A 24940-nucleotide genomic window follows, 5' to 3' on the forward strand; every position below is an offset into this window, starting at 1 on the left:
GCCCCCGTCACCTTCGCCACGGGCGCTGCCATGCGAGTGAGGGGCAGGCGGTGGTTTCGGGACGAGGAGCGCAACGATATTCAGGGCGAGCTGGACGGTTGGCCCGCAGGACCGGTGCACCGCGCCCGGTCGACCGGCGTCGGGGCGGTGTGGGCCGCCTTGAGGATCTCAGGGCTGGCCGTAGGAGCGCTCATAGTGGCCGCCCTGCCCACCGGCACCGCAGTCGGCACCGCATCGGCCCCCCGTACCACCGGGAACCGCGCCGACGAACTCGAGGACTCCCCGTCCTGTGGGCCGCGCCCGGCACCCTCGCTCGCACCCTGCCCTGGCAGCTGGACCCGGCTCGCTCCGACCAGAGACGCTCTCGGACGCATTTGATCGTCACAGGCCACCGCCTCGTCGTCGTGGGCCTCCCCTTCAACGAGCGCAGGTTCCGCGAACTTCCTGTCCCGTTGGCGCGAGTTCCCGATGCGTCATCTTGCCGACCGGCCCGACATCGTGCCTTCGGATTCTCTGTCACCCGCACTTCGCGAGGGCGTCGAGACCTTCGCTGCCGACCGCGGCCCCGATGCCCTGCCTCCGCTGGTCGTCAGGAACGCTTGCGGTTGCTACCGCATCGAGGTTCTGACTCCCGGTGCTTCCGTGGCGTTCTACGGAATGCACGCCCGGGCGAGGATCGTCGATGCCGAAGGCCGGGAAATGGAGATGGACAGCTATCACCTGGAGGACCTGTCCGTCGAAGACCTGTGGCTGTGGAAGAGCCTGTTCAGACCGACGCCCCCGTCGGCCGGGGCGTCGTCGGGCCAGCCGGGCGGCAGGCCTCTCCCTGACGGGCGAGGTTCACCCGGCGTCCGCCCGCCCGGCGCACGACGGTGACGTCGCACGCGCCGGGCGGGCGTCCTGGGAGCGCTACTTGCTCCGCGCCTGCTTCGCCAGCTCGTCGTCGATCTGCTCGAACTTGTCGGCCGCCATGGTGAGGTAGTCGCCCATGCCGTCGAGGCCGTCGAGGGTGTCCTTGGCGCCGCGGGTGAACTCGTCGAAGTTGTCGTCGAAGGCCTTGGAGGACGACTTCGTGACGTAGCCCGACTCGACCAGGTTCGCGATGTACTTGCGGAGGCCGTCGAGCTTCTCCTGGAGCTTTTCCTTCTCCTTCACGACATGCTTGGCGGCATCCCGCATGTCCTGATATGTGATGTCAAGGTCTTTGGGCATGAAGCCGCTTCCTCTCACAACGCCGCAGGGCCAACCCCCGTGGCTCCTCGTGTGCGGATCGAACCGGCGCACCGGTCACGCCGGTCGTATGACACGACCGGTGTGATCGTCCGCTCTGAGGCAGCAGCTTACGGGGGAGGCCAGTGGTGTCACATCCCTGCGTTGCCAACGGGAACGTCCGGTCACCGCCCTGTTGCCGGACCGCGACACCCAGCGGATATCGTCGCCTGGACTGTGAGCCGTGGTGTGGAAGCGGCCGCAGGGGCTCGCCTGGGGAGGACAAGCGTGCGACTGACTCTGACCGTCGTGGATCCGTACGGCGGGGGCTCCGCCGACGTCGTGCTCGACGCGGACCCCGAGTCCACCGTCGGGGACATCGCCGAGGAGCTGGCCAAGCAGGTCGGGGTCGCGGGCGCGCAGGTCATCCCCATCGGGCATCAGGGCCAGGCGGGTACCGGCGGTGCGCCGCTCGTCTACGTCGACGGGTACGCCGTCGATCCGTCCGCCACCGTCGTCGGGTCGCCGCTTCGCGAGGGCGCGGTCGTCAGTCTGCAGGACCCGTCCGGGTGCCTGCCCGGTGAGCCCACCGGGCTCGTGGAGTTGCGGGTCGTGGGCGGGCCCGGTGCCGGGTTCGTGCACCGGCTCGGGGTGGGGAAGTACGACATCGGCAGCGGGCCGGCCGCGTACGTCCGGATCGAGGACCCCGAGGTCGACGCCCGTGCCCTGACCCTCTCCGTCGCCACCGACGGGACCTGCAAGGTCGCCGTGCACTCGGACAAGGAGGGCGTCACCCTCGACGGGGAGTCCGTCCAGGAACGGGACGGCGACGACTGGCCGCTCGGGGCGCAGATAGCGGTCGGGAACTCGCTCGTCGAACTGGCCCGGTACGCGCCGCCCAACGCGGCACTCAAGTGGTCCGAGGACGGGGTGGGGCTGGACTACAACCGGCCGCCCCGGCTGCGGCCGGCCGAGCGGCAGACCAACTTCCGGCTGCCCTCACCGCCCCGCGACTACGAGGCCCGGCCGCTGCCCTGGCTGATGGCGTTGACGCCGCTCGTCGGTGCCGTGGTCGCCGTGATGGTGTTCGGGCGCTGGTACTACCTGATCATGGCCGGTCTCAGCCCGATCCTCCTGTTCGCCAACTACTTCAACGACAAGAAGCACGGGCGCAAGTCCCACGCCAAGCAGGTCAAGGAGTACGAGGAGCAGAAGGCGCGGATCGAGAAGGACGCGCAGGCCGCGCTGGTCGCCGAGCGGGACGACCGGCGGCAGGCCATTCCCGATCCGGCGGTCGTGCTGTCCGTGGCGACCGGGCCCCGGACCCGGCTGTGGGAGCGGCGGCGCACCGACCGTGATCACCTGCTGCTGCGGGTGGGGACCGGACAACTGCCCTCCGAGGTCGTGCTCGACGACCCCGAGCAGGACGACCACCGGCGCCAGGTCACCTGGAAGATCGAGGACGCGCCCGTCGCGCTGTCGCTGCGCACCCTCGGGGTCGTCGGCATCGCGGGGCCCGGGGACTCGGCCCGGTCGCTGGGGCGGTGGGCGGTCGCACAGACCGCCGCGCTGCACAGCCCGATGGACGTGCAGTTCTACGTGCTGAGCGAGAACTCCGCCCAGAGCGAATGGGACTGGGTGCGCTGGCTGCCGCATTCCCGGCCCTCCGGGGGGCAGGACGTCAACGTCCTCATCGGTACCGACGCCGAGACCGTCGGCGCCCGCATCGGCGAGCTGACGCAGATCCTCGACGCCCGCAAGAAGGCCGCGGAGCAGAAGGGCGGCGGAGCGCAGGGCTCCAGCTTCACCGATCCGGACATCGTGGTGGTGTGGGACGGCTCGCGGCGGCTGCGGTCGCTGCCCGGAGTCGTACGGCTGCTGCGTGAAGGGCCGGCGGTGTCGATGTTCGCCGTGTGCATCGACGCCGAGGAGCGGTTCCTGCCGGGTGAGTGCCAGGCGTTCGTCGTCGCCGAGCCCAGGGCCGAGGAGAGCGGGCGGCAGCAGCGGGACGCGGAGGCCCGGCCCGCGCAGCAGGTCGCGGGGGGCTTCCCGTCCTTCCAGGCGTGGCACACCAACGCCCCGGCCGAGCCCGAGCAGCGGGCCCGTGCCGAGAAGCTGCGGCTGCGGGTCGAGGAGGCGGGGGTCGAGCGGATCACCGGCGTACGGCCCGACTTCGTCACGCCCGCCTGGTGCCTGCGGCTGGCGCGGTCGCTGTCCGCGCTGCGGGACATCAGCGGCGAGACCGAGGACTCCGCGCTGCCCGGGTCGAGCCGGCTGCTCGACGTGCTGCAACTGGAGCCGCCGACGGCCGACGCGATCGGCGCGCGGTGGCGGATGGGCGGGCAGTCGACGATGGCCGTCATCGGCGAGTCGTACGACGGCCCCTTCGGCATCGACATGCGCAAGGACGGGCCGCACGGCCTCATCGCCGGTACGACCGGCTCCGGCAAGTCCGAGCTGCTGCAGACCATCGTGGCCGCCCTCGCCGTCGCGAACACGCCCGAGAACATGACCTTCGTCCTCGTCGACTACAAGGGCGGCTCCGCGTTCAAGGACTGCGTGAAGCTGCCGCACACCGTCGGCATGGTGACCGACCTCGACGCGCACCTGGTCGAGCGGGCGCTGGAGTCGCTGGGGGCCGAGCTGAAGCGGCGCGAGCACATCCTGGCCGCCGCGGACGCCAAGGACATCGAGGACTACCAGGATCTCGTCAGGCGCGATCCCTCGCACGCCCCGGTGCCCCGGCTGCTCATCGTCATCGACGAGTTCGCCTCCATGGTGCGGGACCTGCCCGACTTCGTGACCGGACTCGTCAACATCGCCCAGCGAGGACGTTCGCTCGGCATCCACCTGCTGCTCGCCACCCAGCGGCCCAGTGGTGTGGTCTCCCCCGAGATCCGTGCCAACACCAACCTCCGGATCGCCCTGCGCGTGACCGACGGCGGCGAGTCCAGCGATGTCATCGACTCGCCCGAGGCCGGGCACATCTCCAAGAACACCCCGGGCCGCGCCTACGTACGCCTCGGCCACTCCTCCCTCGTGCCCTTCCAGTCGGGGCGTGTCGGTGGCCGTCGGCCCGGTGCCGCCGATCCCGCCGCGCTCGCGCCCTGGGTCGGGCCGCTGGGCTGGGAGGAGCTGGGCCGGGCGGCGCTGACCAAGCCGAAGACCGAGTCCCGCGAGGACGACGAGATCACCGACCTCAAGGTGCTGGTGGACGCGGTGCGCGACGCCAACCGGTCGATGGGCATCCCGGCCCAGCACAGCCCGTGGCTGCCCGCGCTGGACGAGAAGCTGCTGCTGGACGAGATCGAGGTCCCGGCCCTCGCCGGCGCCGCACCGGGCAAGCTGCCGCCGGCCCCGTACGGCATCGAGGACCTGCCCTCCGACCAGGCCCGCCGCCCGGTCGTCGTCGACTTCGCGAGCTTCGGGCACCTGATGATCGGCGGTGCTCCGCGCAGCGGCCGTTCCCAGGTGCTGCGCACCATCGCGGGCTCGCTGGCCCGCACCCACTCCACCGCCGACGTCCACCTCTACGGCATCGACTGCGGCAACGGCGCCCTCAACGCGCTGACCCGGCTGCCGCACTGCGGCGCGGTCGTGGGCCGCAACCAGACCGAGCGGGTCGTCCGGCTGGTCAACCGGCTCAAGGGCGAACTGTCGCGCCGCCAGGACCTGCTGGCCGATTCGGGGTTCGCGGACATCGGTGAGCAGCGGGCCTCGGTGGAGGAGAGCGAGCGGCTGCCGCACATCGTCGTCCTGCTGGACCGCTGGGAGGGGTGGGTGCCCACCCTCGGCGAGGTCGACCACGGCTCGCTGACCGACGAGTTGCAGACGATGATGCGCGAGGGTGCCAGCGTCGGCATCCACCTGATCCTGACCGGCGACCGCACGCTGCTCGTGGGCCGCATCGCGACCCTCACCGAGGACAAGTACGGTCTGCGCCTGGCCGACCGCAGCGACTTCGCCTCGCTCGGCATCCCGTCCCGCAAGGTGCCCGAGGAGATCCCGCCGGGCCGCGCCTTCCGCAACGAGGCCGGTACGGAGACGCAGTTCGCGCTGCTCTCCGAGGACACCACCGGTCAGGGCCAGGCCGCGGCGATCACCGCGATCGGGGAGGCCGCCGCGGCGCGCGACGCCGGCGTCCCGCGCGCCCGGCGTCCGTTCCGCGTCGACAGCCTGCCCAGCCGGATCTCCTTCCCGGAGGCCTGGGAGATGCGCGACCCGGAGGCGTCCCGGTCCAGGCTGTGGGCGCTGATCGGCATCGGCGGCGACGAGATCGTCGGCTTCGGCCCCGACCTCGCCGACGGCGTGCCGTCCTTCGTCATCGCGGGACCGGCCAAGTCGGGCCGCTCCACCGTGCTGATGAACGTCGCCCAGTCGCTCCTCGCCCAGGGCACCCGGCTGGTCGTGGCGGCGCCCCGCCAGTCTCCGGTGCGCCAACTGGACGGCGCGGAGGGTGTGCTGAAGGTCTTCACCGGGGACGACATCGACGAGGACGAGTTCGAGGAGCTGATCGACGGGGCGAGCCCGGAGGAGCCCATCGCCGTGCTCGTCGACGACGGCGAGATCCTCGAGGACTGCGACGCCGAGAGCCAGATGAAGAAGATCGTCTCCCGGGGCGCCGAACGCGGCCTCGCCCTCGTCATCGCCGGTGACGAGGAGGACGTGTGCAGCGGCTTCTCCGGCTGGCAGGTCGACGCCAAGAAGGCCCGCCGCGGCATCCTGCTCTCCCCGCAGGAGTCCTCCAGCGGCGACCTCATCGGGCTGCGCGTCTCGCGCCAGATGGTGGGCGGCCAGGTCACGCCGGGCAAGGGCATGCTGCACCTGGGCGACGGGGAGCTGCGCACGGTCGTGGTGCCGGGCTGAGCCGGTGGAAGGGGGCGGGGCCCCGGCCCGCTGCGCACCTCCTGCCGGCCCCCGGCCCCGCTACCCGACCTTCGACAGCCGTGCCGTCGGCCGCCCCGACTCCTCGCTCTTCGACGCGTAGTCGAGGTCGTCTCCGACCGGGGTGAAGGTGACCGTGGTGGGCGCGGGGTTGCAGCCGTCGTGGTTGCCCTCGGCGCCGGCCGACCCGGCGACGAGCTGCTTCTCCGTCACCTTCTTGAGGGTGATCACGTCGACGCAGACGCCGCCCAGCGCGTCGGTCTGGCGGAGCCTGCCCAGTTCCTGGCCCGCCTTCGCCTGCTTGATGGTGATCCGGAAGGTGCCCAGCGGCAGCTTGCCGTCCAGGGCGGCGGCCTGGCCCTCCCAGGTGCCGAGGTAGCGCGCGGGCAGCCCGCCGGGGGTGGCGGCCGGGGGATCGTGCGAGGCCTCGTTGCCCCCCGCGTTGTTCGCGTCGTTGCCCGAGCCCGGCAGCAGGTCCAGGACGAACACCGACCCCACCGTCACCGCCGCCAGCGCGCCCGCCACCGCCAGTGCCACGGTGCAGCTGATCCGCCGGCCGCGTCCCTGGGCGCCCTGCGTCGAGGTCGCCGCGACGGAGAGGGCGAGCCTGCCCGGAGGGCGCGTCGTGCCCGTCCCGGCGCCCGGGTCGTCGTCCGGCGGCCCGGGATCCCTCGGGCCGGGGACGGACAGGAGGGCGGGAGAAGGGGCAGGGGCTGGGGCAGGCGGCGAGGGCGGGTACGAGGGCGAGGTGGGCGCCGGCATCACCGGGGGCGGGCCGAAGACACCGGACGCCGGGGTCGCCACCCCGGCGTCGCCCCCCGCCGTGACCGACGGCCGGCTGAACCCCACGGGCCCCGACGCCCCGGTCGCCGACTCCCCCGCCTCCAGGTTCAGCAGCCGTACGGCGCTGCGGCTGACCCGCTCCACCAGCGCCCCCGGCAGCCAGCCGCCGGACACCAGGCGGGCCGCGCCCTCGGGGGCCAGGCGCCGGGCCACCTCGGCGGGGGCCGGGCGGGCGGACGGGTCCTTGGCCAGGCAGGAGGCGACCAGCTCGCGCAGCTCCCCGTCGTCCAGGCCGTCGAGGTTCGGCTCCTCGTGGACGACCTTGTAGAGGAGCGCGGCCGAGGAGTCGCCCGGGAAGGGCGGCTGCCCCGTCGTCGCGTACGCCAGCACGGCGCCCAGCGAGAAGACGTCCGCCGCGCCGGTCACGCCCTTGCCGAGGATCTGCTCGGGGGACATGTAGCCGGGGGAGCCGATGGACACCCCGGTCGAGGTCAGGGAGGCGGTCCCTCCCCCAGACTCCGTCGGGGAGGTGCCCCCGGTGGCGCGGGCGATGCCGAAGTCGATCAGGAGGGGGCCGTCGAGGGTGAGGAGGACGTTGGACGGCTTCACGTCACGGTGGACCAGCCCCAGCTCGTGCACCGCGGCCAGCGCCTCGCCGAGGCCCGCGCCGAGCGCCCGCACCGAGTGGGCGGGCAGCGGGCCGCCGTCCGCGACGGCCGCCGTCAGGGACGGACCGGCCGCGTACGCCGTGGCGACCCACGGCACGCGCGCCTCGGGGTCGGCGTCCAGCACGGGTGCGGTCCAGGCGCCGCCGACCCGGCGCGCGGCGGCCACCTCGCGCCGGAACCGGGCCCGGAACTCGTCGTCCAGCGCGAAGTGCGGGTGCACGATCTTCACCGCGACCGTGCGGCCGCCGGCGCTGCGGCCCAGGTAGACCCGGCCCATGCCGCCGGAGCCCAGCCGGCCGAGCAGCCGGTAGGGCCCCACGACGGTGGGTTCGTCGTCCTCGAGCGGCCGCATGGCGTCCACCCCTCCCCCGTACGCCGACACCTGTCAGCAGGGTAGTGGGCCGCCCGCGGCGACGCCCCGGCCGTGTCAGGGCTTGAGCAGCTCGACCTTCACGTCCGCCGGGAAGCCCGTGGTGGGGCCGACGCGGCGGGCGAACTCCGTGACCGCCTCCAGCTGCGGGGCGCCGAAGCGGAAGTCGAGGGTGGTGAAGTACTTCGCCAGGGTGTCCTCGTCGAAGGCCTCCCAGCGGGCGGCCTGCTCCGCGACCTTCTCCACCTCCTCCAGGGAGAGGTTGCGGGAGGCGAGGAAGGCCTCGTGCACCTTGCGGGTGATGACCGGCTCGCGCTCCGCGTAGTCGCGCCGGGCCGCCCAGACCGCGAAGACGAACGGCAGACCCGTCCACTCCTTCCACAGGGCGCCCAGGTCGTGCACGTCGAGGCCGTAGCGCGGGCCGTCGATCATGTTGGCGCGCAGGGCCGCGTCCCCGATGAGGACGGCCGCGTCGGCCTCCTGCATCATCAGGCTCAGGTCCGGCGGGCAGGTGTAGTAGTCCGGCTGGACGCCGAAGCGCTCCGACAGCAGGAGCTGGGCGAGGCGTACGGAGGTGCGCGAGGTCGACCCGAGGGCCACCCGGGCGCCGTCCAGGCGGTCCAGCGGGACCTGGGAGACGATCACGCACGACATCACGGGGCCGTCGCAGCCGACGGCGATGTCGGGGAAGGCGACGAGGTCGTCGGCGTTCTTGAGGAATTCGACCAGGGTGACGGGACCGATGTCGAGATCACCGCGCACCAGCTGCTCGCTGAGCTTCTCCGGGGTGTCCTTCGTCAGCTCGAAGTCGAGGAGCGTGCCTGTTCTCGCGAGCCCCCAGTACAGGGGCAGGCAGTTCAGGAACTGGATGTGGCCGACACGCGGCCGGGTGCGAGAATTGTCCACATCGCGAGGCTAGCCCTCCCCCGGGAACCGCCCCTCGCCGACCCCCGGCGTCAGCCGAACGGCGCAGGTGTTCAAACGTCCGGGTGAAGTGATCTTGACCTCTGTTGCGCTCGGGGGCCTGCGTGCTAGGCTCACAGCAAGTTGCAGTTTGGTTTCCCTTGCAGTACAGAGCCTGCGGAGCATGTGACCGCGGGCTCTCGTCGTTCTCAGACGTATGCAGTTGTGCGACATTCAAAGTCTTCACACTTGCTGGTTCTGGAGCAGGGCAACCCTTTGGGCCCAAGGAGGGCTTATGGCTACCGGAACCGTGAAGTGGTTCAACGCCGAAAAGGGCTTTGGTTTCATCGCCCAGGAAGGCGGCGGCCCGGACGTCTTCGTCCACTACTCCGCGATCAACGCTCAGGGATTCCGTTCCCTCGAGGAGAACCAGCAGGTGTCCTTCGACGTCACGCAGGGCCCCAAGGGTCCGCAGGCGGAGAATGTCACTCCTGTCTGATTGACAGCAGTACCCAAGGAGCCCCGCGCCGGTTTCGGCGACGGGGCTCCTGCCTTTTGCGAATCCTCGGTGCGTTCCGCCCCGGGGCCCGGCTGTCAGTGGCTGCCACTAGGGTCCGCCCATGACCGTCGACCCCGCCTTCGTGGCCACCACCCGGACCTTCTACGACGCCGTCGCCGAGGACTACCACGCCCGCTTCCGCACCGTGCTCGACGACGCCCCGCTCGACCGGGCGCTGATGGGCGCCTTCGCCGAGCTGGTCGGGCCGGAGGGGCAGGTGGCCGACCTCGGCTGCGGGCCCGGTCTGGTCACCGCGCACCTGGCCTCGCTGGGCCTGCGGGTCTTCGGCCTCGACCTGTCCTCCTCGATGCTCGCGATCGCGCGCCGCGAGAACCCGGGGCTGCGGTTCGAGCAGGGGTCCATGCTGGACCTCGACCTGCCGGACGGCGCCCTCGCGGGGGCGGTGTCCTGGTACTCGTCGATCCACACACCGTGGGAGCGGCTGCCGGACCTCTTCGGCGAGGTGCGGCGCGTACTGGCCCCGGGCGGGCACCTGCTGCTCGGCTTCCAGGTCGGCGACGAGCCCCGCCACCACGACCGCCCGTGGGGCCACCCGGTCGCCCTGGACTTCGAACGGCGGCGGCCGGAGCCGATGGCGGAGCTGCTGGAGCGGGCCGGGTTCACCGTGCTGTCCCGGACGGTGCGGATCACCGAGGAGACCACCGTCGCGCAGGTCCCGCAGGCGTTCCTCATCGCCCGCCGCTGACCACCGCCGACCGCCGGAGCCGTCCTACCCCTCGTACAGCCCCTCCACCGCCCCCGCGAAGTCCCGCATGATCACCTCGCGGCGGAGCTTCATGGAGGGGGTCAGGTGGCCCTCCCACTCGGTGAAGTCCCGGGGCAGGACGGCGAAGCGGCGGATGGACTCCGGGCGGGAGACCAGTTTGTTGGCCTCGTCGACGGCGCGCTGGAGCACCGCGCGGACCTCCTCGTCGTCCACCAGCAGCTCCGGCGGCACCGGGTGCTTGCCGTTCATCCGGCGCCAGTGGGTGACGCCGTCCGGGTCGAGGGTGAACAGGGCGGAGACGTAGGGCCGGCGGTCGCCCAGCACGATGCACTGGGAGATCAGGGGGTGGGAGCGCAGCCAGTTCTCCAGCGGGGCCGGGGCGACGCTCTTGCCGCCCGCGGTGATCAGCAGCTCCTTCTTGCGGCCGGTGATCGTCAGATAGCCCTCGTCGTCCAGGCTGCCGATGTCACCGGTGGCGAACCAGCCGTCGGGTGCGGCCTGGACGACGCCCCCGGCCTGCGGGTCCCAGTAGCCGTGCAGGACCTGCTCCCCGGCGACGAGGATCTCGCCGTCGGCGGCGATGCGGATGCGGGTGCCGGGCAGCGGCCAGCCGACCGTGCCGAGGCGCGGCTTGAGCGGGGGCGTGACGGTGGCCGCGGCGGTGGTCTCGGTGAGGCCGTAGCCCTCGAAGATCTCGATGCCGGCGCCGGCGTAGAAGGCGGCCAGGCGGCGGCCGAGCGGGGAGCCGCCGCAGATGGCGTACTTGACCCGGCCGCCCATGGCGTTGCGGATCTTCCGGTAGACGAGCGGGTCGTAGAAGGAGCGGGCGGTCTTCAGGCCGCGGCCGGGGCCGCCACCGGTGCCGGTCTGGCGGGCCTCCTTGGCCTCGCCGTAGCGCACCGCCACCGAGACGGCCCGGTCGAAGACGGCGGCCCGGCCGCCGGACTCGGCCTTGGCGCGGGCGCTGTTGAAGACCTTCTCCAGCATGTACGGGATGGTCAGCAGGCAGGTCGGGCGGAAGGCCGCCAGGTCGGGGAGCAGGTCCTCGGGTTTCAGGCTGGGCGCGTGGCCGAGGCGGACCCGGGCACGGACGCAGGCGACGGCGACCATGCGGCCGAAGACGTGGGACATCGGCAGGAAGAGCAGGATCGAGGGCTCCTCGCCGGTCTCCGCCTTGAAGACGGGGTAGAGCAGCTCGATGGCGTTGTCGACCTCGGCGAAGAAGTTGCCGTGGGTGAGCACGCAGCCCTTGGGGCGGCCGGTGGTGCCGGAGGTGTAGATGAGGGTGGCCAGTGTGCCAGGGCCGAGCATGCCGCGGCGCACCTCCACCTCCGCGTCCGGCACCCGCGCGCCCAGCTCCGCGAGCCGCTCCACGTGGCCCTTCTCCATGACCCACAGGTGCCCCAGGTCGGGGATGCGGTCCAGCTCGGGGCCGAGCGCCGCGGCCTGCGCGGTGGTCTCGGTGACCAGGGTGACGGCGCCGGAGTCCTGGAGGATCCAGCGGGTCTGGAAGAGCGAGGAGGTGGGGTAGATCGGGACGGTGACCAGTCCCGCCGCCCATGCGGCGAAGTCCAGCAGCGTCCACTCGTACGTCGTCCGGGCCATGATCGCGATGCGGTCGCCCGGCACCAGCCCTTCGGCGATCATGCCCTTGGCCACGGCCAGCACCTGCCCGGCGAACTCGGCGGCCGTCACGTCGGACCAGTCGCCCTCCGGCGACCTGCGGCTGAGGACGACCTGGCCCGGGACGGCCGCCGCGTTGTCGAAGGGCAGGTCGGCGAGGGACCCGCGGCGCACCGGCGGCGCGAACGGCGGTACGTACGCCTCCCGTACGGCCCCGTCCAGCATCCGCTTCTCGGGCGCCACCAGGGTGGGGCCGGGCGAGTCGGCGTAGGCGGCGGATGCGGCGAAGGACGGAAGCGGGGTGGACACGGGCGGCTCCTGGGACGTGCAGCAAAGACACTGCTTCTGCTGTCGCTGCTCTGCTGCATGACGTACGTGCCTCGCGCGCCGAGGCGTTCATCGCCGGTTCCGCGGACATGGGTTACCGACGGTCAGTCCCGGGATCGTACGGCGCCCAGGTGGGGACTTGGTGCGCGTTCCACGATCTTCCCGCGCCGGACGTGTGCAGTGTTGGGGGTTACCTGAGGGTAAGTCACGTTCGTTCCAGTATGGCGGTGACGCCCTGGCCGCCCGCCGCGCAGATCGAGATCAGGCCGCGCCCCGGCCCCTCCCGCTCGGCGAGCAGCGTGGCCAGGGTCGCCACGATGCGGGCGCCGGTCGCCGCGAAGGGGTGTCCGGTGGCGAGGGAGGAGCCTGCCACGTTCAGGCGGGCCCGGTCCACCGGGGCCAGGCCGCGCTTCTCCCAGGCGGCCAGCGTGGCCAGCACCTGGGACGCGAACGCCTCGTGGATCTCGACGAGGTCGAAGTCCGCGATCCCGAGCCCGGCCCGCTCCAGCATCCGCGGGACCGCGTACGCCGGGGCCATCAGCAGGCCGTCCTCACCACCGGCCACGTCCCCGCCGGCGAAGTCCACGGCCGCCGTCTCGTACGCCGTGAGGTACGCGAGGGGTTCGACGCCCCGGGCCTCGGCCCACTCCTCGCTCGCCAGGAGCACCGTCGCGGCGCCGTCCGTCAGGGGCGTGGAGTTGCCCGCCGTCATCGTGGGGCCGGGGGCGTCGAGCCCGAACACGGGCTTCAGCGCGGCCAGTTTCTCCACCGTCGAGCCCGGGCGCAGGTTCTGGTCGCGGGCCAGGCCCCGGAAGGGGATCACCAGGTCCTGGAAGAGACCGCGTTCGTACGCCGCCGCCAGCCGCTGGTGGCTCGCGGCGGCCAACGCGTCCTGCTCCTCACGGGTGATGCCCCAGGCCCGCGCGGTCACCGCGGCGTGCTCGCCCATCGACAGGCCGGTGCGCGGCTCGGCGTTGCGCGGGATGTCGGGGACGAGGTGTCCCGGGCGGACCTTGGCCAAAGCCTTGAGCCTGCCGCCGGTGGTCTTCGCCCGGCGGGCCTGAAGCAGGATGCGGCGCAGGCGGTCGTTGACGCCGAGCGGGGCGTCGCTCGCGGTGTCGGCGCCGCCCGCGACGGCCGACTCGGTCTGGCCGAGAGCGATCTTGTTGGCGGCGGCGATCACGGCCTGGAGGCCGGTCCCGCAGGCCTGCTGGATGTCGTAGGCGGGGGTGCGCGGGTCGAGGGCCGAACCGAGGACCGTCTCGCGGGCGAGGTTGAAGTCCCGGCTGTGCTTGAGGACCGCGCCGGCCACGAACTCGCCGACGGCGCCTGGCTCCTGGAGCCCGTACCGCTCGACCAGGCCGTCGAGAGCGGCGGTGAGCATCTCCTGGTTGGCGGCGGTGGCGTACGGCCCGTCGGAGCGGGCGAAGGGGACGCGCGTGCCGCCGATGACCGCCACGCGGCGTGGGGGCTGCGGTGCCAGAGGGCTCATCTCGACCTGCTCCTCACCCGTGACATAGGCTTACCTCCGGTAACCTTACTCCAGAGTAAGCAGTAGTGGGCGGCACGAGCCCGACCGCCGGCCTCTGGACACTCCCCCACGCTCGAACACGCTCGCGCGGGGGGACGCCCATCCGCCACCTGGGAGACAGACATGGCCGACCGCTATCTCAGCTTCACCGGCACCGCACCCGGACGTTTCCTCACCCGCCGGCTCGGACTGCCGCAACCCGCGGCCCTGCGGCGGGACGCGCTCGACGGCGGTCTGCTGCACCTCACGGCCGGAAAGACCGACCTCGACCTCGCGCCCGTACTGGCCCGCACCGGCCTGCCCCGGGACGAGGACGGCCGCCCCGCCGCCGTCGTCCTCGACGCCACCGGCGTACGGGACGTCGACGCGCTGGCCGAGGTGCACGCCGCGCTGCACCCCGTCGTACGGTCCGTCGCCGCGAGCGGCCGGGTGGTGGTGCTCGGCGCCCCGCTCGACCCGGCCGACCACCACCAGGCCGCCGTCCAGCAGGCGTTGGAGGGCTTCACGCGCTCGCTCGGCAAGGAGATCGGGCGGGGCAGGACGGTCAACCTCGTACGGCTCACCGACGCGGCGCCCGCCGAGTCCACCCTCCGCTTCCTCCTCTCCCCCGCCTCCGCCTACGTCAGCGGCCAGGTGATCGAGGTCGGGGCGGCGGGCGGGGGCGCCGCCCCCGACGACTGGGCGCTGCCGCTGGCCGGACGCACCGCCCTGGTCACCGGCGCCGCGCGGGGCATCGGCGCGGCGGTCGCCGAGACGCTGGCCGGGCAGGGCGCCCAGGTCGTCGTCCTGGACGTGCCGCAGGCCGAGGAGGCGGCACGCCGGGCCGCCGAACGCCTCGGGGGCACCGCCCTCGCGCTGGACATCACCGCGGCGGACGCGGGCGAGCGCATCGCCGCCGCGCTGCCCGGCGGGCTCGACGTCCTCGTCCACAACGCGGGCATCACCCGCGACCGGCGCCTGGTCAACATGCCCGCCGACCGCTGGAGTTCCGTGCTCGACGTGAACCTCGCGAGCGTCCTGCGCACCACGGACGCGCTGCTCGCGGCGGGCGCCGTCAACCGGGGCGGCCGGATCGTGGCGACGGCCTCCATCGCGGGCCTCGCGGGCAACGCGGGGCAGACCAACTACGGCGCGAGCAAGGCGGGGATCGTCGGGCTGGTCCGCTCGCTGGCGCCCCGCGCCCTGGCCGGACACGGGGTGACGGTGAACGCGGTGGCGCCGGGGTTCATCGAGACGAGGATGACGGCGGCGGTCCCCCTGTTCATCCGCGAGGCCGGCCGCCGCATGAACTCCCTCGCGCAGGGCGGACTGCCCGTCGACGTCGCCGAGACGACCGCCTGGCTCGCGCACCCGGCCTCCGGCGCGGTCAACGGCCAGGTCGTACGGGTCTGCGGCCAGAGCCTGCTGGGGGCCTGATGACCACCGCGCCCCCGACCCCCGGCACCCTGACCGGCGTCCCCGCCCTGGCCCCGCTCCTCGCGCGCGGCGCGCTGCTGTCACCCCTCAAGCGCCCCCGTCCGGACGCGGACTTCCCCCGCACCAGGCTGGTCCTGCCCGGCCTGCGCGTCGACCTCGCGCGGCTCGCCGCGTACGAGCGGGTGTGCGGGTTCGCGACCGGCGCGGACGCGCTTCCCGTGACCTATCCGCATGTGCTGGGCTTCCCGATGGCGATGCGCCTGATGAGCGGCCGGGGCTTCCCGCTGCCGCTGCTCGGCCTCGTCCACACGTCCATCGGCATCACCCGCCGGGCCGCCATGCCCGCGACCGCCGAGTACGAACTCGCCGTGCACGTCGAAGGGCTGGCGGCGCACCGGCGCGGCACCGAGGCGACGGTGGTCACGGAGGTCCGCGCCGGGGCGGACCTGGTCTGGGAGTCCCGCAGCACCTACCTGGCCCGGCACCGCACCACCGCCCCGCCGCCCGCCGGGGAGCCCCCCTCGGGAGAGCGGGACCCCCTCCCCGTGCGCGCCGAGTGGCAACTCGCCGGTGACGTCGGACGCCGCTACGGTGCCGCCTCCGGTGACCGGAACCCGATCCACCTGCACCCGCTCACCGCCCGCCTGTTCGGCTTCCCGCGGGCCATCGCGCACGGCATGTGGACCGTGGCCCGCTGCCTCGCCGAGCACGGGACGCCGGACGCGGCCGTGGTGCGGACGGAGTTCCGGGCGCCCGTGCTGCTGCCGGGGACGGTGGCGTACGGGGCCGGGGACGGCCGGTTCGAACTGCGCGGCGGCGACGGAGGACGGCGGCTGCACCTGTCCGGGGAGGTCGAACCCTACCCGGCGGCCTGAACCACCGACGCGGGCTCCTCCTGCGGCGCGCGCTCCGCCGCCGGCCCGGGTTCCTCCGGTCCGGGCTCCTCCGGCGCGGACCACGGCCGTCCGGCCATCAGGTCGCCCAGACCGGCCCAGGCGAAGTTCATCAGGGTCGCCGCCGCCTGCTTCGCGGTGACGCCCTCGGTGGCGCCCGCCCAGTCGGCGAGCGACTCCGCGGCCCCGACCAGCGCCTCGGCCAGCCCGGCGACCTCGCCCTCGGCCAGGTGCGGGTCCCGGTGCGCGTCACGCGCGGCGGCGGCGATCAGCTGCGTCACGAAGGCGACGATCTCCTCGCGCATCGCCGCCACCTCGGCGGCGAACCGCTCACCGTGCGTACGGGCGTGCAGGTGCAGCACCCGCCAGGCGTCCGGGTGCCGCGCGGTGTGCGTGAAGAACGCGCGCAGCCCCGACCAGAGTTGCCCGTCGGCGGACAGTCCCGGACGCACGCCGGCCCGCACCGCCTCGGTGAGGGCGCGGGCCTCGCGGTCGACGCAGGCGCTGAAGAGGTCGTCCTTGGAGTTCAGGTACAGGTACACCAGCGGCTTGGAGACGCCCGCCAGTTCGGCGATCTCGTCCATCGACGCCGCCATGTACCCGCGCCTTCCGAAGACGCTCACGGCGGCGTCCAGCATCTGCTGCTCACGGACCGCACGCGGCATCCGCTTGGTCTTCCCTGCACCCATGCGAATCAGCGTACGGTCCGTGCGGCGGTGTTCAGGACGTCAGCGCCCAGGACGCGACGGTCAGGCGGCGACCGGAACCGGCTCCGACGCCTGCTTCTCCCGCTCCGGCTCGTCGATCGGCGAGGCGTGGGCCTCGTCGTACGCCTTGCGGTCGAGCAGCCCCTCGCGGGCCGAGACGATCACCGGTACGAGAGCTTGGCCCGCGACGTTCGTCGCCGTCCGCATCATGTCCAGGATCGGGTCGATGGCGAGGAGGAGGCCGACGCCCTCCATGGGCAGGCCCAGGGTGGAGAGGGTCAGGGTCAGCATGACCGTGGCGCCGGTGAGGCCGGCCGTGGCGGCGGAGCCGACCACCGAGACGAACGCGATCAGCAGGTAGTCGCCGACCCCGAGCTGGATGTCGAAGATCTGCGCGACGAAGATCGCGGCGATCGCCGGGTAGATCGCGGCGCAGCCGTCCATCTTGGTCGTCGCGCCGAACGGCACGGCGAAGGACGCGTACTCCTTCGGGACGCCGAGGCGCTCGGTGACCTTCTGGGTCAGCGGCATGGTGCCGACCGAGGAGCGGGAGACGAAGGCCAGCTGGATGGCGGGCCAGGCGCCCTTGAAGAACTGGAGCGGGCTGGCCTTGGCGACGGTGGCGAGCAGCGTCGGGTAGACCACGAACATCACGAGGGCGCAGCCGACGTAGATGTCGGCGGTGAAGGTGGCGTACTTGCCGATGAGGTCCCAGCCGTAGGTGGCGATGGCCTTGCCGATGAGGCCGACGGTGCCGAGCGGGGCGAGGCGGATGACCCACCACAGGGCCTTCTGGAGGAGTTCGAGGATCGACTCGCTCAGGTTCAGGATCGGCTGGGCCTTCTCGCCGAGCTGGAGGGCGGCGATACCGGCGACGGCGGCCATGAAGACGATCTGCAGCACGTTCAGTTCGGTGAACGGCGTGATGACGTCGGTCGGCACGATGCCGGTCAGGAAGTCGATCCAGGAACCGGTGTGTTCGGGCTTGGCGCCGTCGGCCGCGGTGAGGCCGGTGCCGGCGCCGGGGTTGGTGACCAGGCCGATGACGAGGCCGATGGCCACCGCGATCAGCGACGTGATCATGAACCAGAGGAGGGTGCGGGACGCCAGGCGGGCCGCGTTGTTGACCTTCCGCAGGTTGGTGATCGAGACCAGGATCGCGAAGAAGACCAGCGGTGCGACGGCCAGCTTCAGCAGGCCGATGAAGGTGTCACCGACCTTCTCCAGGGTGGTGACCAGCCACGATATGTCCTGGCTGCGGGCCAGCCAGCCCAGCAGGACGCCGAGGACGAGACCGGCGAGTATCTGGGCCCAGAAGGGCACCTTCAGGTACTTCGTGAAAGAAGAGGGTGAAGACACGGACATGCTCCGTAGGGGGACGGGACGCGGGATGGGACGCGCTGAGCTGACGTGGGGACGACTGGTGAGGGGGGAACGTCAGGGGCGACAGTTCGCGGACGCGCACCGGCAGAGGTCCACGTGCAGGCGCGCCACGAGCGCGAGGCGCTGTGGTGTGGTGGGCGCGGCTGCTTGCTTCATGCACACGACTTTAACACCCATGCTTTGAGACACTCAAAGCCATACTTTGAGAGGCAGGAGTGCCCTACTGCCCGCAAAACGCAGAGCGCCCCGGTTTCCGGTGAATTCGGAAGCCGGGGCGTGCGGGTGCGTGACGGACGTTACGAGGTCTGGCCCTGGGCCCGCGCCGTGTCGTCGGCGCCGTCCTCCTGGCCGCGGTTGGCCTCCAGGTTGGCCTTCATGCGGTCCACCCGGCCCACGACCTGGACCGAGGCCCGGTCCCGCTCCTTGCGCAGCGCGACGTAGCTGATGGGGGCGGAGATCAGCAGGGAGAGCAGGAGGATCCACATGCCGTTGGAGTCGCCGAGGCCGCGCGGGAACACTCCGGCGTAGACGAGCCCCCAGACGACCACGAGGCAGCCTGCGAAGATCCCGAGGCGCATCAGCGTGTAGCGGAGCATCTCAATCCACTCTTCCGTTTCTGGCACAAAGAGGCACTGTCCAGTGAAACATGCCGGACGGCCGATCTTGCAGGGGGGTCGGCCGGGCGGCGGCCGGGGGCCCAGTCAGGCGGCCGGGGGTCAGGCCAGGGGCAGCAGCATGAAGACGTCGTCCCGGTCGTCGCCGGGGGCGACCCGGATCGCGCCGGGGACCCGGCCGACCTCCTTGTAGCCGCAGGACTCGTAGAACCGCTCCAGGCCGAGCCCGCCGCGACAGGTGAGGCGTATCGCCTCGATGCCCTCGCAGGTGCGGGCCGCTTCCGCGGCGGCGGTCATCAGGTCCCGGCCGTAGCCCCGGCCCTGGTGGCGCGGGTGGACCATGACCGTGTAGAGCCAGAGCCAGTGCCGCATCAGCCGGTGCGTGTTGAGGGCGAGGAACGCGGTGGCGGCCACCCGGCCCTCCTCGTCGTGTCCGACCAGGAGGCGGGTACGCCCTTCGGCCATGCCCGTCAGGTGCTTGAGCAGCTCGGGGCGGACGTCCTCGCGCGTCACCGGCGGCACGAAGCCCACGGAGCCGCCGGCGTTGGAGACGTCGGTCCACAGGTCGAGGACGCCGTCGCGGAGGTCGGGGGTGACGGCCGGATCGAAAGTGAAAGTAAGGGACACCCGGCCATGGTAGCTATTACGCGAGTGCTCGTGCGGCGACTTCCAGGTCCGAGAGCAGTCCCCGGTAGGCCGCCTCCCGGTCGTCGGCCCGCAGCACCGCCGACGGGTGCACGGTCGGCACCAGTCGTTGCGGACGCCCGTGGATCTCCTCCTCCAGCACCGTGCCGCGCACCCGGGTGACCCGGAAGGACGAGCCGAGCAGCGCCTTGCCCGCGGTGGCGCCCAGCACCACGATCAGCTCGGGTTCCACGCGGTCCAGCTCTGCGGCCAGCCAGGGACCGCAGGCCGCCGTCTCGCGCAGGGTCGGCGCCTTGTGGATACGGCGCTTGCGGGGCTCGGCCCGCGTGAACTTGAAGTGCTTGACGGCGTTGGTGACGTACGCGTCCGCCGGGTCGAGGCCGGCCTCCGCCAGCGCCCGGTCCAGGAGGTGCCCGGCGGGGCCGACGAAGGGTTTGCCCTGCCGGTCCTCCTGGTCGCCGGGCTGCTCGCCGACGAGCATGACGCGGGCGGACGCCTTGCCGGCGCCGAAGACGGTCTGGGTGGCGTCCCGGTGCAGGGGGCAGCCCCGGCATTCGGCTGCCGCCGCGCGCAGGGCGGGGAGGCCGCCGCGATCAGGAACGAAGGGTTGTGCAGTGTAGTCGTCCTCGGTGGCCATGGAACGCGGGTACCCGCCGTAGGGGTACGGACCCGTGCCGGGTGCGGGTGGTCCGTGGCTGGTCGCGCCCACGCGGCGGAGCCGCACATCGATACAGCCCCGCGCCCCTGAGTCGGTACAGTCCCGGCGCCTTGTAAGCAGGCGCTGGGATCATGCCGCTGAGGGGCGCGGGGAACCGCGCGACCGGCCCCCACCGGCCGGCAGCCGGAGAACTACCGCGAGACTCACACCCGCATCGGCTGCGGCGACTCCCGACGCGCCGGGTCGGGACCCTCGTACTCCCGGAGGATCTCGTAGCGCGTGTTCCGCTCGACCGGCCGGAACCCGGCGTCGCGGATGAGGTCCAGCAGGTCCTCCCGCGTCAGCTTGTTCGGCGTGCCGAAGTCGTCCGCGTCGTGCGTGATCTTGTACTCGACGACCGAGCCGTCCATGTCGTCCGCGCCGTGCTGGAGGGCGAGCTGGGCGGTCTGGACGCCGTGCATGACCCAGAACACCTTGACGTGCGGGACGTTGTCGAAGAGCAGCCGCGAGACCGCGAAGGTCTTCAGGGCCTCCGCGCCGGTCGCCATCTGCGTCCGCGCCTGGAGGCGGTTCCTGACCTTGCCGTCCTTCATGTCCACGAAGTCGTGCTGGTAGCGCAGCGGGATGAAGACCTGGAAGCCGCCCGTCTCGTCCTGGAGTTCACGCAGGCGCAGCACGTGGTCCACGCGGTGGCGGGGTTCCTCGATGTGGCCGTAGAGCATGGTGCACGGGGTCTTCAGGCCCTTCTCGTGGGCCAGGCGGTGGATGCGGGACCAGTCCTCCCAGTGGGTGCGGTGGTCGACGATGTGCTGCCGCACCTCCCAGTCGAAGATCTCCGCGCCGCCGCCGGTGAGGGACTCCAGACCGGCGTCGATCAGCTCGTCCAGGATGTCGGAGGCGGACATCCCGGAGATGGTCTCGAAGTGGTGGATCTCGGTGGCGGTGAACGCCTTGAGCGAGACCTCCGGCAGCGCGGCCTTCAGCTCCCTGAGCGAGCGCGGGTAGTAGCGCCACGGCAGGTTGGGGTGCAGGCCGTTGACGATGTGCAGCTCGGTGAGGTTCTCGCCCTCCATCGCCTTGGCGAGCTTCACCGCCTCCTCGATGCGCATCGTGTACGCGTCCTTCTCCCCCGGCTTGCGCTGGAAGGAGCAGTACGCGCAGGAGGCGGTGCACACGTTGGTCATGTTGAGGTGGCGGTTGACGTTGAAGTGGACGACGTCGCCGTTCTTCCGCGTCCGCACCTCGTGCGCGAGGCCGCCGAGCCAGGCGAGATCGTCCGACTCGTACAGCGCGATGCCGTCCTCGCGGGTCAGCCGCTCACCGGAGCGGACCTTCTGCTCCAGCTCGCGCTTGAGCCCGGCGTCCATGCGATACCTCTTTCTGAGACAGACGGGTCAACGGTACGCCCCGGTTACTGGACCTCTTCGGGCAGCTCGCCCACCCGGTTCTCCCACTTGGTGGAGAGAACGATGGTGGTACGGGTCCGGGACACGCCCTTGGTGCCGGACAGCCGCCGGATGATGCTCTCCAGGCCGTCCACGTCGGCGGCGCGCACCTTGAGCATGTAGGAGTCGTCGCCGGCGATGAACCAGCAGTCCTCGATCTCCCGCAGCTCCTTGAGGCGCTGCGCCACGTCCTCGTGGTCGGCGGCGTCGGAGAGCGAGACGCCGATCAGGGCGGTGACGCCGAGTCCGAGCGAGGCGGAGTCGACGGTGGCCCGGTAGCCGGTGATGACTCCGGCCGCCTCCAGCCGGTTGATGCGGTCGGTGACGCTGGGTCCGGAGAGTCCGACCAGGCGCCCCAGCTCCGCGTAGGAGGCCCGGCCGTTCTCCCTCAGGGCCTGGATGAGCTGCCTGTCCACCGCGTCCATGCGATCGAAGCCTTCCACTGAAGAGTTCTGAAGATGTGGGTAACAAACGTGTGGGGGGAGTCGGTGCTCAGCCGGTGGGGCGGGCCCCGCCGAGGTCGCCGCGCCAGCGGCGGTAGAGGCCGTGCCCGACGCCCGCCGCGTCGAGGACGCGTCCGGCGACGAAGTCCACCAGGTCCTGGATGTGCGTCGCCCCCGCGTAGAAGGCCGGGGAGGCGGGCACCACGCTCGCGCCGGCGTCGTCCAGGGTCACCAGGTGCCGCAGCGTCCGGCCGTCCAGCGGGGTCTCCCGTACGGCCACGACCAGCCTGCGGCGCTCCTTGAGGGTCACGCTCGCGGCGCGCTGGAGCAGGTCCTTGGACAGCCCGAGCGCGACACCGGCCACGCAGGCCGTGGACGCGGGCACGATCAGCATGCCCTTCGTCGGGTACGACCCCGAGGACGGCCCGGCCGCGAGGTCGCCCGCGCTCCAGTGCCGTACGCCGGAGACGTCCGCGTCGAACGTGTCCGGCTTTCCGTCGGCTCCGCGGGCCAGCCATTCGCACAGGTCGTGCCGCCAGTGGGCGTCGCGGAAGGAGATGCCGGTCTCGTCGAGCAGGGTGAGCCGCGAGGCCCGGCTGACCACCAGGTCGACGCTCTCGCCGGCGGCGAGCAGCGCACGCAGCACGGCGGCGGCGTACGGGGTGCCGGAGGCCCCGGACACCCCCACGATCCAAGGCACGCGCTGCGTCTGTCCTGGCTTCATGATGCCGAGCCTAGTCGCAGGCTCATGCTTTTCAGACCGTGAGGCCCCTTACGAGCAGATCCAGCAGCGCACACACGAACAGAGCGATCCCGATGAAGCCGTTGACGCTGAAGAACGCCCTGTTGAGGCGGGACAGGTCGGTGGGGCGGACGATGGTGTGCTCGTAGAGGAAGGCGCCCGCGACGATCAACAGGCCGAGCCAGAAGAAGACGCTGGCGTCGGTGGCGACGACGTACCAGGCGAACAGGGCCGTGGTGACCGTGTGGCAGGCGCGGGCGCCCCAGATGGCGGCCGGGACGCCGAAGCGGGCCGGGACGGACTTCACGCCGACCTGCCGGTCGGTCTCGACGTCCTGGCAGGCGTAGATCAGGTCGAAACCGCCGATCCAGACGCCGACCGCGAGACCGAGGATCACCGCCTCCCAGGACCACTCGCCGGTGATCGCCAGCCAGCCGCCGATGGGCCCCATGGCCTGGGCGAGGCCGAGGATGGCCTGCGGGAAGTTCGTGAACCGCTTGCCGTACGGGTAGACCACCATCGGGATCACCGCGACGGGGGCCAGGGCCAGGCAGAGCGGGTTGAGCAGGGCCGCCGCGCCGAGGAAGACGACCAGGGCGATCAGCGCGCCGGTCCAGGCGTGCTTGACCGACATGGCGCCGGTGACCAGCTCGCGGTGGGCGGTGCGCGGGTTCCGGGCGTCGATCTCGCGGTCGATGATCCGGTTGACCGCCATCGCGAAGGTGCGCAGGCCCACCATGGCGACGGTGACCAGGAGCAGCCGGCCCCAGTGGATGTTCTCGTCCCACAGGAACATCGCGGTCAGCGCGGCGATGTAGGCGAAGGGCAGCGCGAACACCGAGTGCTCGATCATCACCAGGCGCAGGAAGGCCTTGGTGCGCCCCGGCTGCTGCGGCAGGGCGGCGGAAGCCGACGTCACAGTCCGTACTCCTTCCAGCGGCGGTCGACCTTCGCCGCCGTCTCCGGGTCGGACAGCACCATGTCCGGCCAGCCCCCGTCGCGGGTGTACCCCTCCTCGGGCAGCTTCTTCGTGGCGTCGATGCCCGCCTTGCCGCCCCAGAACTGCTGGTAGGAAGCGTGGTCGAGGTGGTCGACCGGGCCTTCGACGACGGTGAGGTCGCGGCCGTAGTCGGTGTTGCCGAGCGCCCGCCAGGCGACCTCGTGCAGGTCGTGGACGTCGCAGTCGGAGTCGACGACCACGATCAGCTTGGTCAGGGACATCATGTGGGCGCCCCAGATGGCGTGCATCACCTTCTGGGCGTGCTTGGGGTACTTCTTGTCGATCGAGACGATCGCGCAGTTGTGGAAGCCGCCGGCCTCGGGGAGGTGGTAGTCCACGATGTCCGGGACGATGATCTTCAACAGCGGCAGGAAGAAGCGCTCCGTGGCCCGGCCGAGGGGGCCGTCCTCGGTCGGGGGGCGGCCGACCACGATCGACTGGAGCAGCGGGCGCTTGCGCATCGTCACGCAGTCGATCTTCAGGGCGGGGAAGGGCTCCTGCGGGGTGTAGAAGCCGGTGTGGTCGCCGAAGGGGCCCTCGGGGAGCATCTCGCCGGGTTCCAGCCAGCCCTCCAGGACCACCTCCGCGTGCGCGGGGACCTGGAGCGGGACCGTCTTGCAGTCGACCATCTCCACCCGCTTGCCCTGGAGGAACCCGGCGAAGAGGTACTCGTCGATGTCGCCGGGGAGCGGGGCCGTGGAGGCGTAGGTCACGGCGGGCGGGCAGCCGAAGGCGATGGCGACCGGCAGCCGCTCACCGCGGCGGGCGGCGACCTGGTAGTGGTTGCGGCTGTCCTTGTGGATCTGCCAGTGCATGCCGATGGTGCGCCGGTCGTGGCGCTGGAGCCGGTACAGGCCCAGATTCCGGATGCCCGTCTCCGGGTCCTTGGTGTGGGTCAGGCCCAGGTTGAAGAAGGAGCCGCCGTCGTCCGGCCAGGTGAACAGGGCCGGGAGGCGCTCCAGGTCCACGTCGTCGCCGGTGAGGACGGTCTCCTGGACGGGCGCGCTGCCCGGCTTCACCTTCTTCGGCGGTACGTGCGTCATCGTGCCGAGCTTCCCGAAGGCCTCGCGCACGCCGACGAAGCCCTGGGGCAGCTCGGGGCGGAGCAGCCCGCCGATCTTGTCCGAGATGTCGGAGTACGACTTGAGGCCGAGGGCCTTGAGCAGGCGGCGGTCGGTGCCGAAGACGTTCATCGCGAGGGGCAGGTCGGAGCCCTTCACGTTCTCGAAGAGCAACGCGGGGCCGCCCGCCTTGTTCACCCGGTCGACGATCTCCCCGACCTCCAGGTACGGATCCACCTCGGCCTTGATGCGCTTGAGGTCGCCCTCGCGCTCCAGCGTCCTGAGCAGGGAGCGAAGATCGTCGTAAGCCATGCCGTCCAGTATCCCCGAGCGGCTACCCTGGCCCTGT

The 24940-nt window shown here is 72.0% G+C and carries 22 protein-coding genes; 6 read left to right on the plus strand and 16 right to left on the minus strand.

The features are described 5' to 3' along the window. Nucleotides 1-468 precede the first annotated feature (468 nt). Entirely contained in the window at nt 469-876 is a 408-nt protein-coding gene (locus tag R2E43_RS15890; protein WP_189284513.1) for a hypothetical protein, read from the plus strand. A gap of 33 nt (nt 877-909) precedes the next feature. Here the strand turns inward: R2E43_RS15890 and R2E43_RS15895 are convergent, their stop codons facing one another. Next, the gene (locus tag R2E43_RS15895) at nt 910-1212 is read right to left on the minus strand and encodes a WXG100 family type VII secretion target (protein WP_016326975.1); all 303 of its coding nucleotides are present in this window, start codon (nt 1210-1212) and stop codon (nt 910-912) included. Nucleotides 1213-1497: 285 nt separating this feature from the next. Here R2E43_RS15895 and R2E43_RS15900 point away from each other — a divergent pair, with 285 nt between their 5' ends. After that, nucleotides 1498-6075, plus strand: a complete 4578-nt coding sequence (locus R2E43_RS15900) for an FtsK/SpoIIIE domain-containing protein (protein WP_106517083.1) — start codon at nt 1498-1500, stop codon at nt 6073-6075. A 60-nt stretch (nt 6076-6135) separates the two neighbouring features. Here the strand turns inward: R2E43_RS15900 and R2E43_RS15905 are convergent, their stop codons facing one another. Both R2E43_RS15905 and R2E43_RS15910 read right to left on the minus strand, forming a co-directional pair. Further along, a complete protein-coding gene (locus R2E43_RS15905; protein ID WP_106517096.1) occupies nt 6136-7896 on the minus strand; it encodes a serine/threonine-protein kinase in 1761 nt (586 codons plus the stop codon). A gap of 75 nt (nt 7897-7971) precedes the next feature. Further along, on the minus strand, nt 7972-8820 hold the full coding sequence (locus R2E43_RS15910) for a menaquinone biosynthetic enzyme MqnA/MqnD family protein (protein ID WP_003974442.1): 849 nt from the start codon (nt 8818-8820) through the stop codon (nt 7972-7974). Between the two features lie 292 nt (nt 8821-9112). Between R2E43_RS15910 and R2E43_RS15915 the strand changes: the two genes are divergently transcribed. Next, nucleotides 9113-9316 carry a cold-shock protein gene (locus R2E43_RS15915; RefSeq protein WP_003974443.1) on the plus strand — a complete coding sequence of 68 codons (204 nt, stop codon included), beginning with the start codon at nt 9113-9115 and terminating at the stop codon, nt 9314-9316. A 121-nt stretch (nt 9317-9437) separates the two neighbouring features. Beyond that, the gene (locus R2E43_RS15920; protein WP_003974444.1) at nt 9438-10082 is read left to right on the plus strand and encodes a class I SAM-dependent DNA methyltransferase; all 645 of its coding nucleotides are present in this window, start codon (nt 9438-9440) and stop codon (nt 10080-10082) included. 24 nt (nt 10083-10106) lie between these two features. On the opposite strand, the gene R2E43_RS15925 is transcribed toward R2E43_RS15920, so the two are convergent. Then, nucleotides 10107-12035, minus strand: coding sequence for an AMP-dependent synthetase/ligase (locus R2E43_RS15925; RefSeq protein ID WP_319129440.1), 1929 nt, complete (start codon nt 12033-12035; stop codon nt 10107-10109). A gap of 223 nt (nt 12036-12258) precedes the next feature. Beyond that, nucleotides 12259-13545, minus strand: a complete 1287-nt coding sequence (locus R2E43_RS15930) for an acetyl-CoA C-acetyltransferase (RefSeq protein ID WP_003974447.1) — start codon at nt 13543-13545, stop codon at nt 12259-12261. 162 nt (nt 13546-13707) lie between these two features. Between R2E43_RS15930 and R2E43_RS15935 the strand changes: the two genes are divergently transcribed. Beyond that, complete coding sequence (locus tag R2E43_RS15935) at nt 13708-15000, plus strand: 3-oxoacyl-ACP reductase (RefSeq protein WP_011029697.1); 1293 nt, start codon at nt 13708-13710, stop codon at nt 14998-15000. Next, nucleotides 15000-15875, plus strand: coding sequence for a MaoC/PaaZ C-terminal domain-containing protein (locus tag R2E43_RS15940; protein WP_332056295.1), 876 nt, complete (start codon nt 15000-15002; stop codon nt 15873-15875). The genes R2E43_RS15935 and R2E43_RS15940 overlap by 1 nt, the downstream gene beginning before the upstream one ends. Here the strand turns inward: R2E43_RS15940 and R2E43_RS15945 are convergent. The 11 genes from R2E43_RS15945 to R2E43_RS15990 form a co-directional block, all read right to left on the minus strand. Beyond that, nucleotides 15860-16582, minus strand: a complete 723-nt coding sequence (locus R2E43_RS15945; RefSeq protein ID WP_332056296.1) for a TetR/AcrR family transcriptional regulator — start codon at nt 16580-16582, stop codon at nt 15860-15862. The two genes, R2E43_RS15940 and R2E43_RS15945, sit on opposite strands and share 16 nt — an antisense overlap. A 60-nt stretch (nt 16583-16642) precedes the next feature. Continuing rightward, nucleotides 16643-17965 carry a dicarboxylate/amino acid:cation symporter gene (locus R2E43_RS15950; protein ID WP_003974451.1) on the minus strand — a complete coding sequence of 441 codons (1323 nt, stop codon included), beginning with the start codon at nt 17963-17965 and terminating at the stop codon, nt 16643-16645. A 72-nt stretch (nt 17966-18037) separates the two neighbouring features. Next, nucleotides 18038-18139 carry a putative leader peptide gene (locus tag R2E43_RS38995; RefSeq protein ID WP_309546884.1) on the minus strand — a complete coding sequence of 34 codons (102 nt, stop codon included), beginning with the start codon at nt 18137-18139 and terminating at the stop codon, nt 18038-18040. A gap of 140 nt (nt 18140-18279) precedes the next feature. Further along, nucleotides 18280-18579 carry a DUF4229 domain-containing protein gene (locus R2E43_RS15955; RefSeq protein ID WP_003974452.1) on the minus strand — a complete coding sequence of 100 codons (300 nt, stop codon included), beginning with the start codon at nt 18577-18579 and terminating at the stop codon, nt 18280-18282. A 120-nt stretch (nt 18580-18699) separates the two neighbouring features. Further along, complete coding sequence (locus R2E43_RS15960) at nt 18700-19224, minus strand: GNAT family N-acetyltransferase (RefSeq protein ID WP_003974453.1); 525 nt, start codon at nt 19222-19224, stop codon at nt 18700-18702. Between the two features lie 16 nt (nt 19225-19240). After that, entirely contained in the window at nt 19241-19879 is a 639-nt protein-coding gene (locus tag R2E43_RS15965) for a UdgX family uracil-DNA binding protein (RefSeq protein ID WP_003974454.1), read from the minus strand. 224 nt (nt 19880-20103) lie between these two features. Beyond that, nucleotides 20104-21267 (minus strand): aminofutalosine synthase MqnE, encoded by a 1164-nt coding sequence (gene mqnE / locus R2E43_RS15970; protein ID WP_003974455.1) that lies wholly within the window; start codon nt 21265-21267, stop codon nt 20104-20106. A 44-nt stretch (nt 21268-21311) separates the two neighbouring features. Continuing rightward, nucleotides 21312-21770, minus strand: a complete 459-nt coding sequence (locus tag R2E43_RS15975) for an Lrp/AsnC family transcriptional regulator (protein WP_003974456.1) — start codon at nt 21768-21770, stop codon at nt 21312-21314. 67 nt (nt 21771-21837) lie between these two features. Continuing rightward, nucleotides 21838-22488 carry a UbiX family flavin prenyltransferase gene (locus R2E43_RS15980; protein WP_319231785.1) on the minus strand — a complete coding sequence of 217 codons (651 nt, stop codon included), beginning with the start codon at nt 22486-22488 and terminating at the stop codon, nt 21838-21840. Between the two features lie 55 nt (nt 22489-22543). Next, entirely contained in the window at nt 22544-23449 is a 906-nt protein-coding gene (gene mqnP, locus R2E43_RS15985; protein ID WP_332056297.1) for a menaquinone biosynthesis prenyltransferase MqnP, read from the minus strand. Further along, nucleotides 23446-24903: a menaquinone biosynthesis decarboxylase gene (locus R2E43_RS15990; protein ID WP_003974459.1), complete on the minus strand. Its 1458-nt coding sequence runs from the start codon at nt 24901-24903 to the stop codon at nt 23446-23448. The genes mqnP and R2E43_RS15990 overlap by 4 nt, the downstream gene beginning before the upstream one ends. Nucleotides 24904-24940: the final 37 nt, after the last annotated feature.

This window comes from Streptomyces violaceoruber (assembly GCF_033406955.1).
In the GTDB taxonomy this organism is placed as follows: domain Bacteria; phylum Actinomycetota; class Actinomycetes; order Streptomycetales; family Streptomycetaceae; genus Streptomyces; species Streptomyces violaceoruber.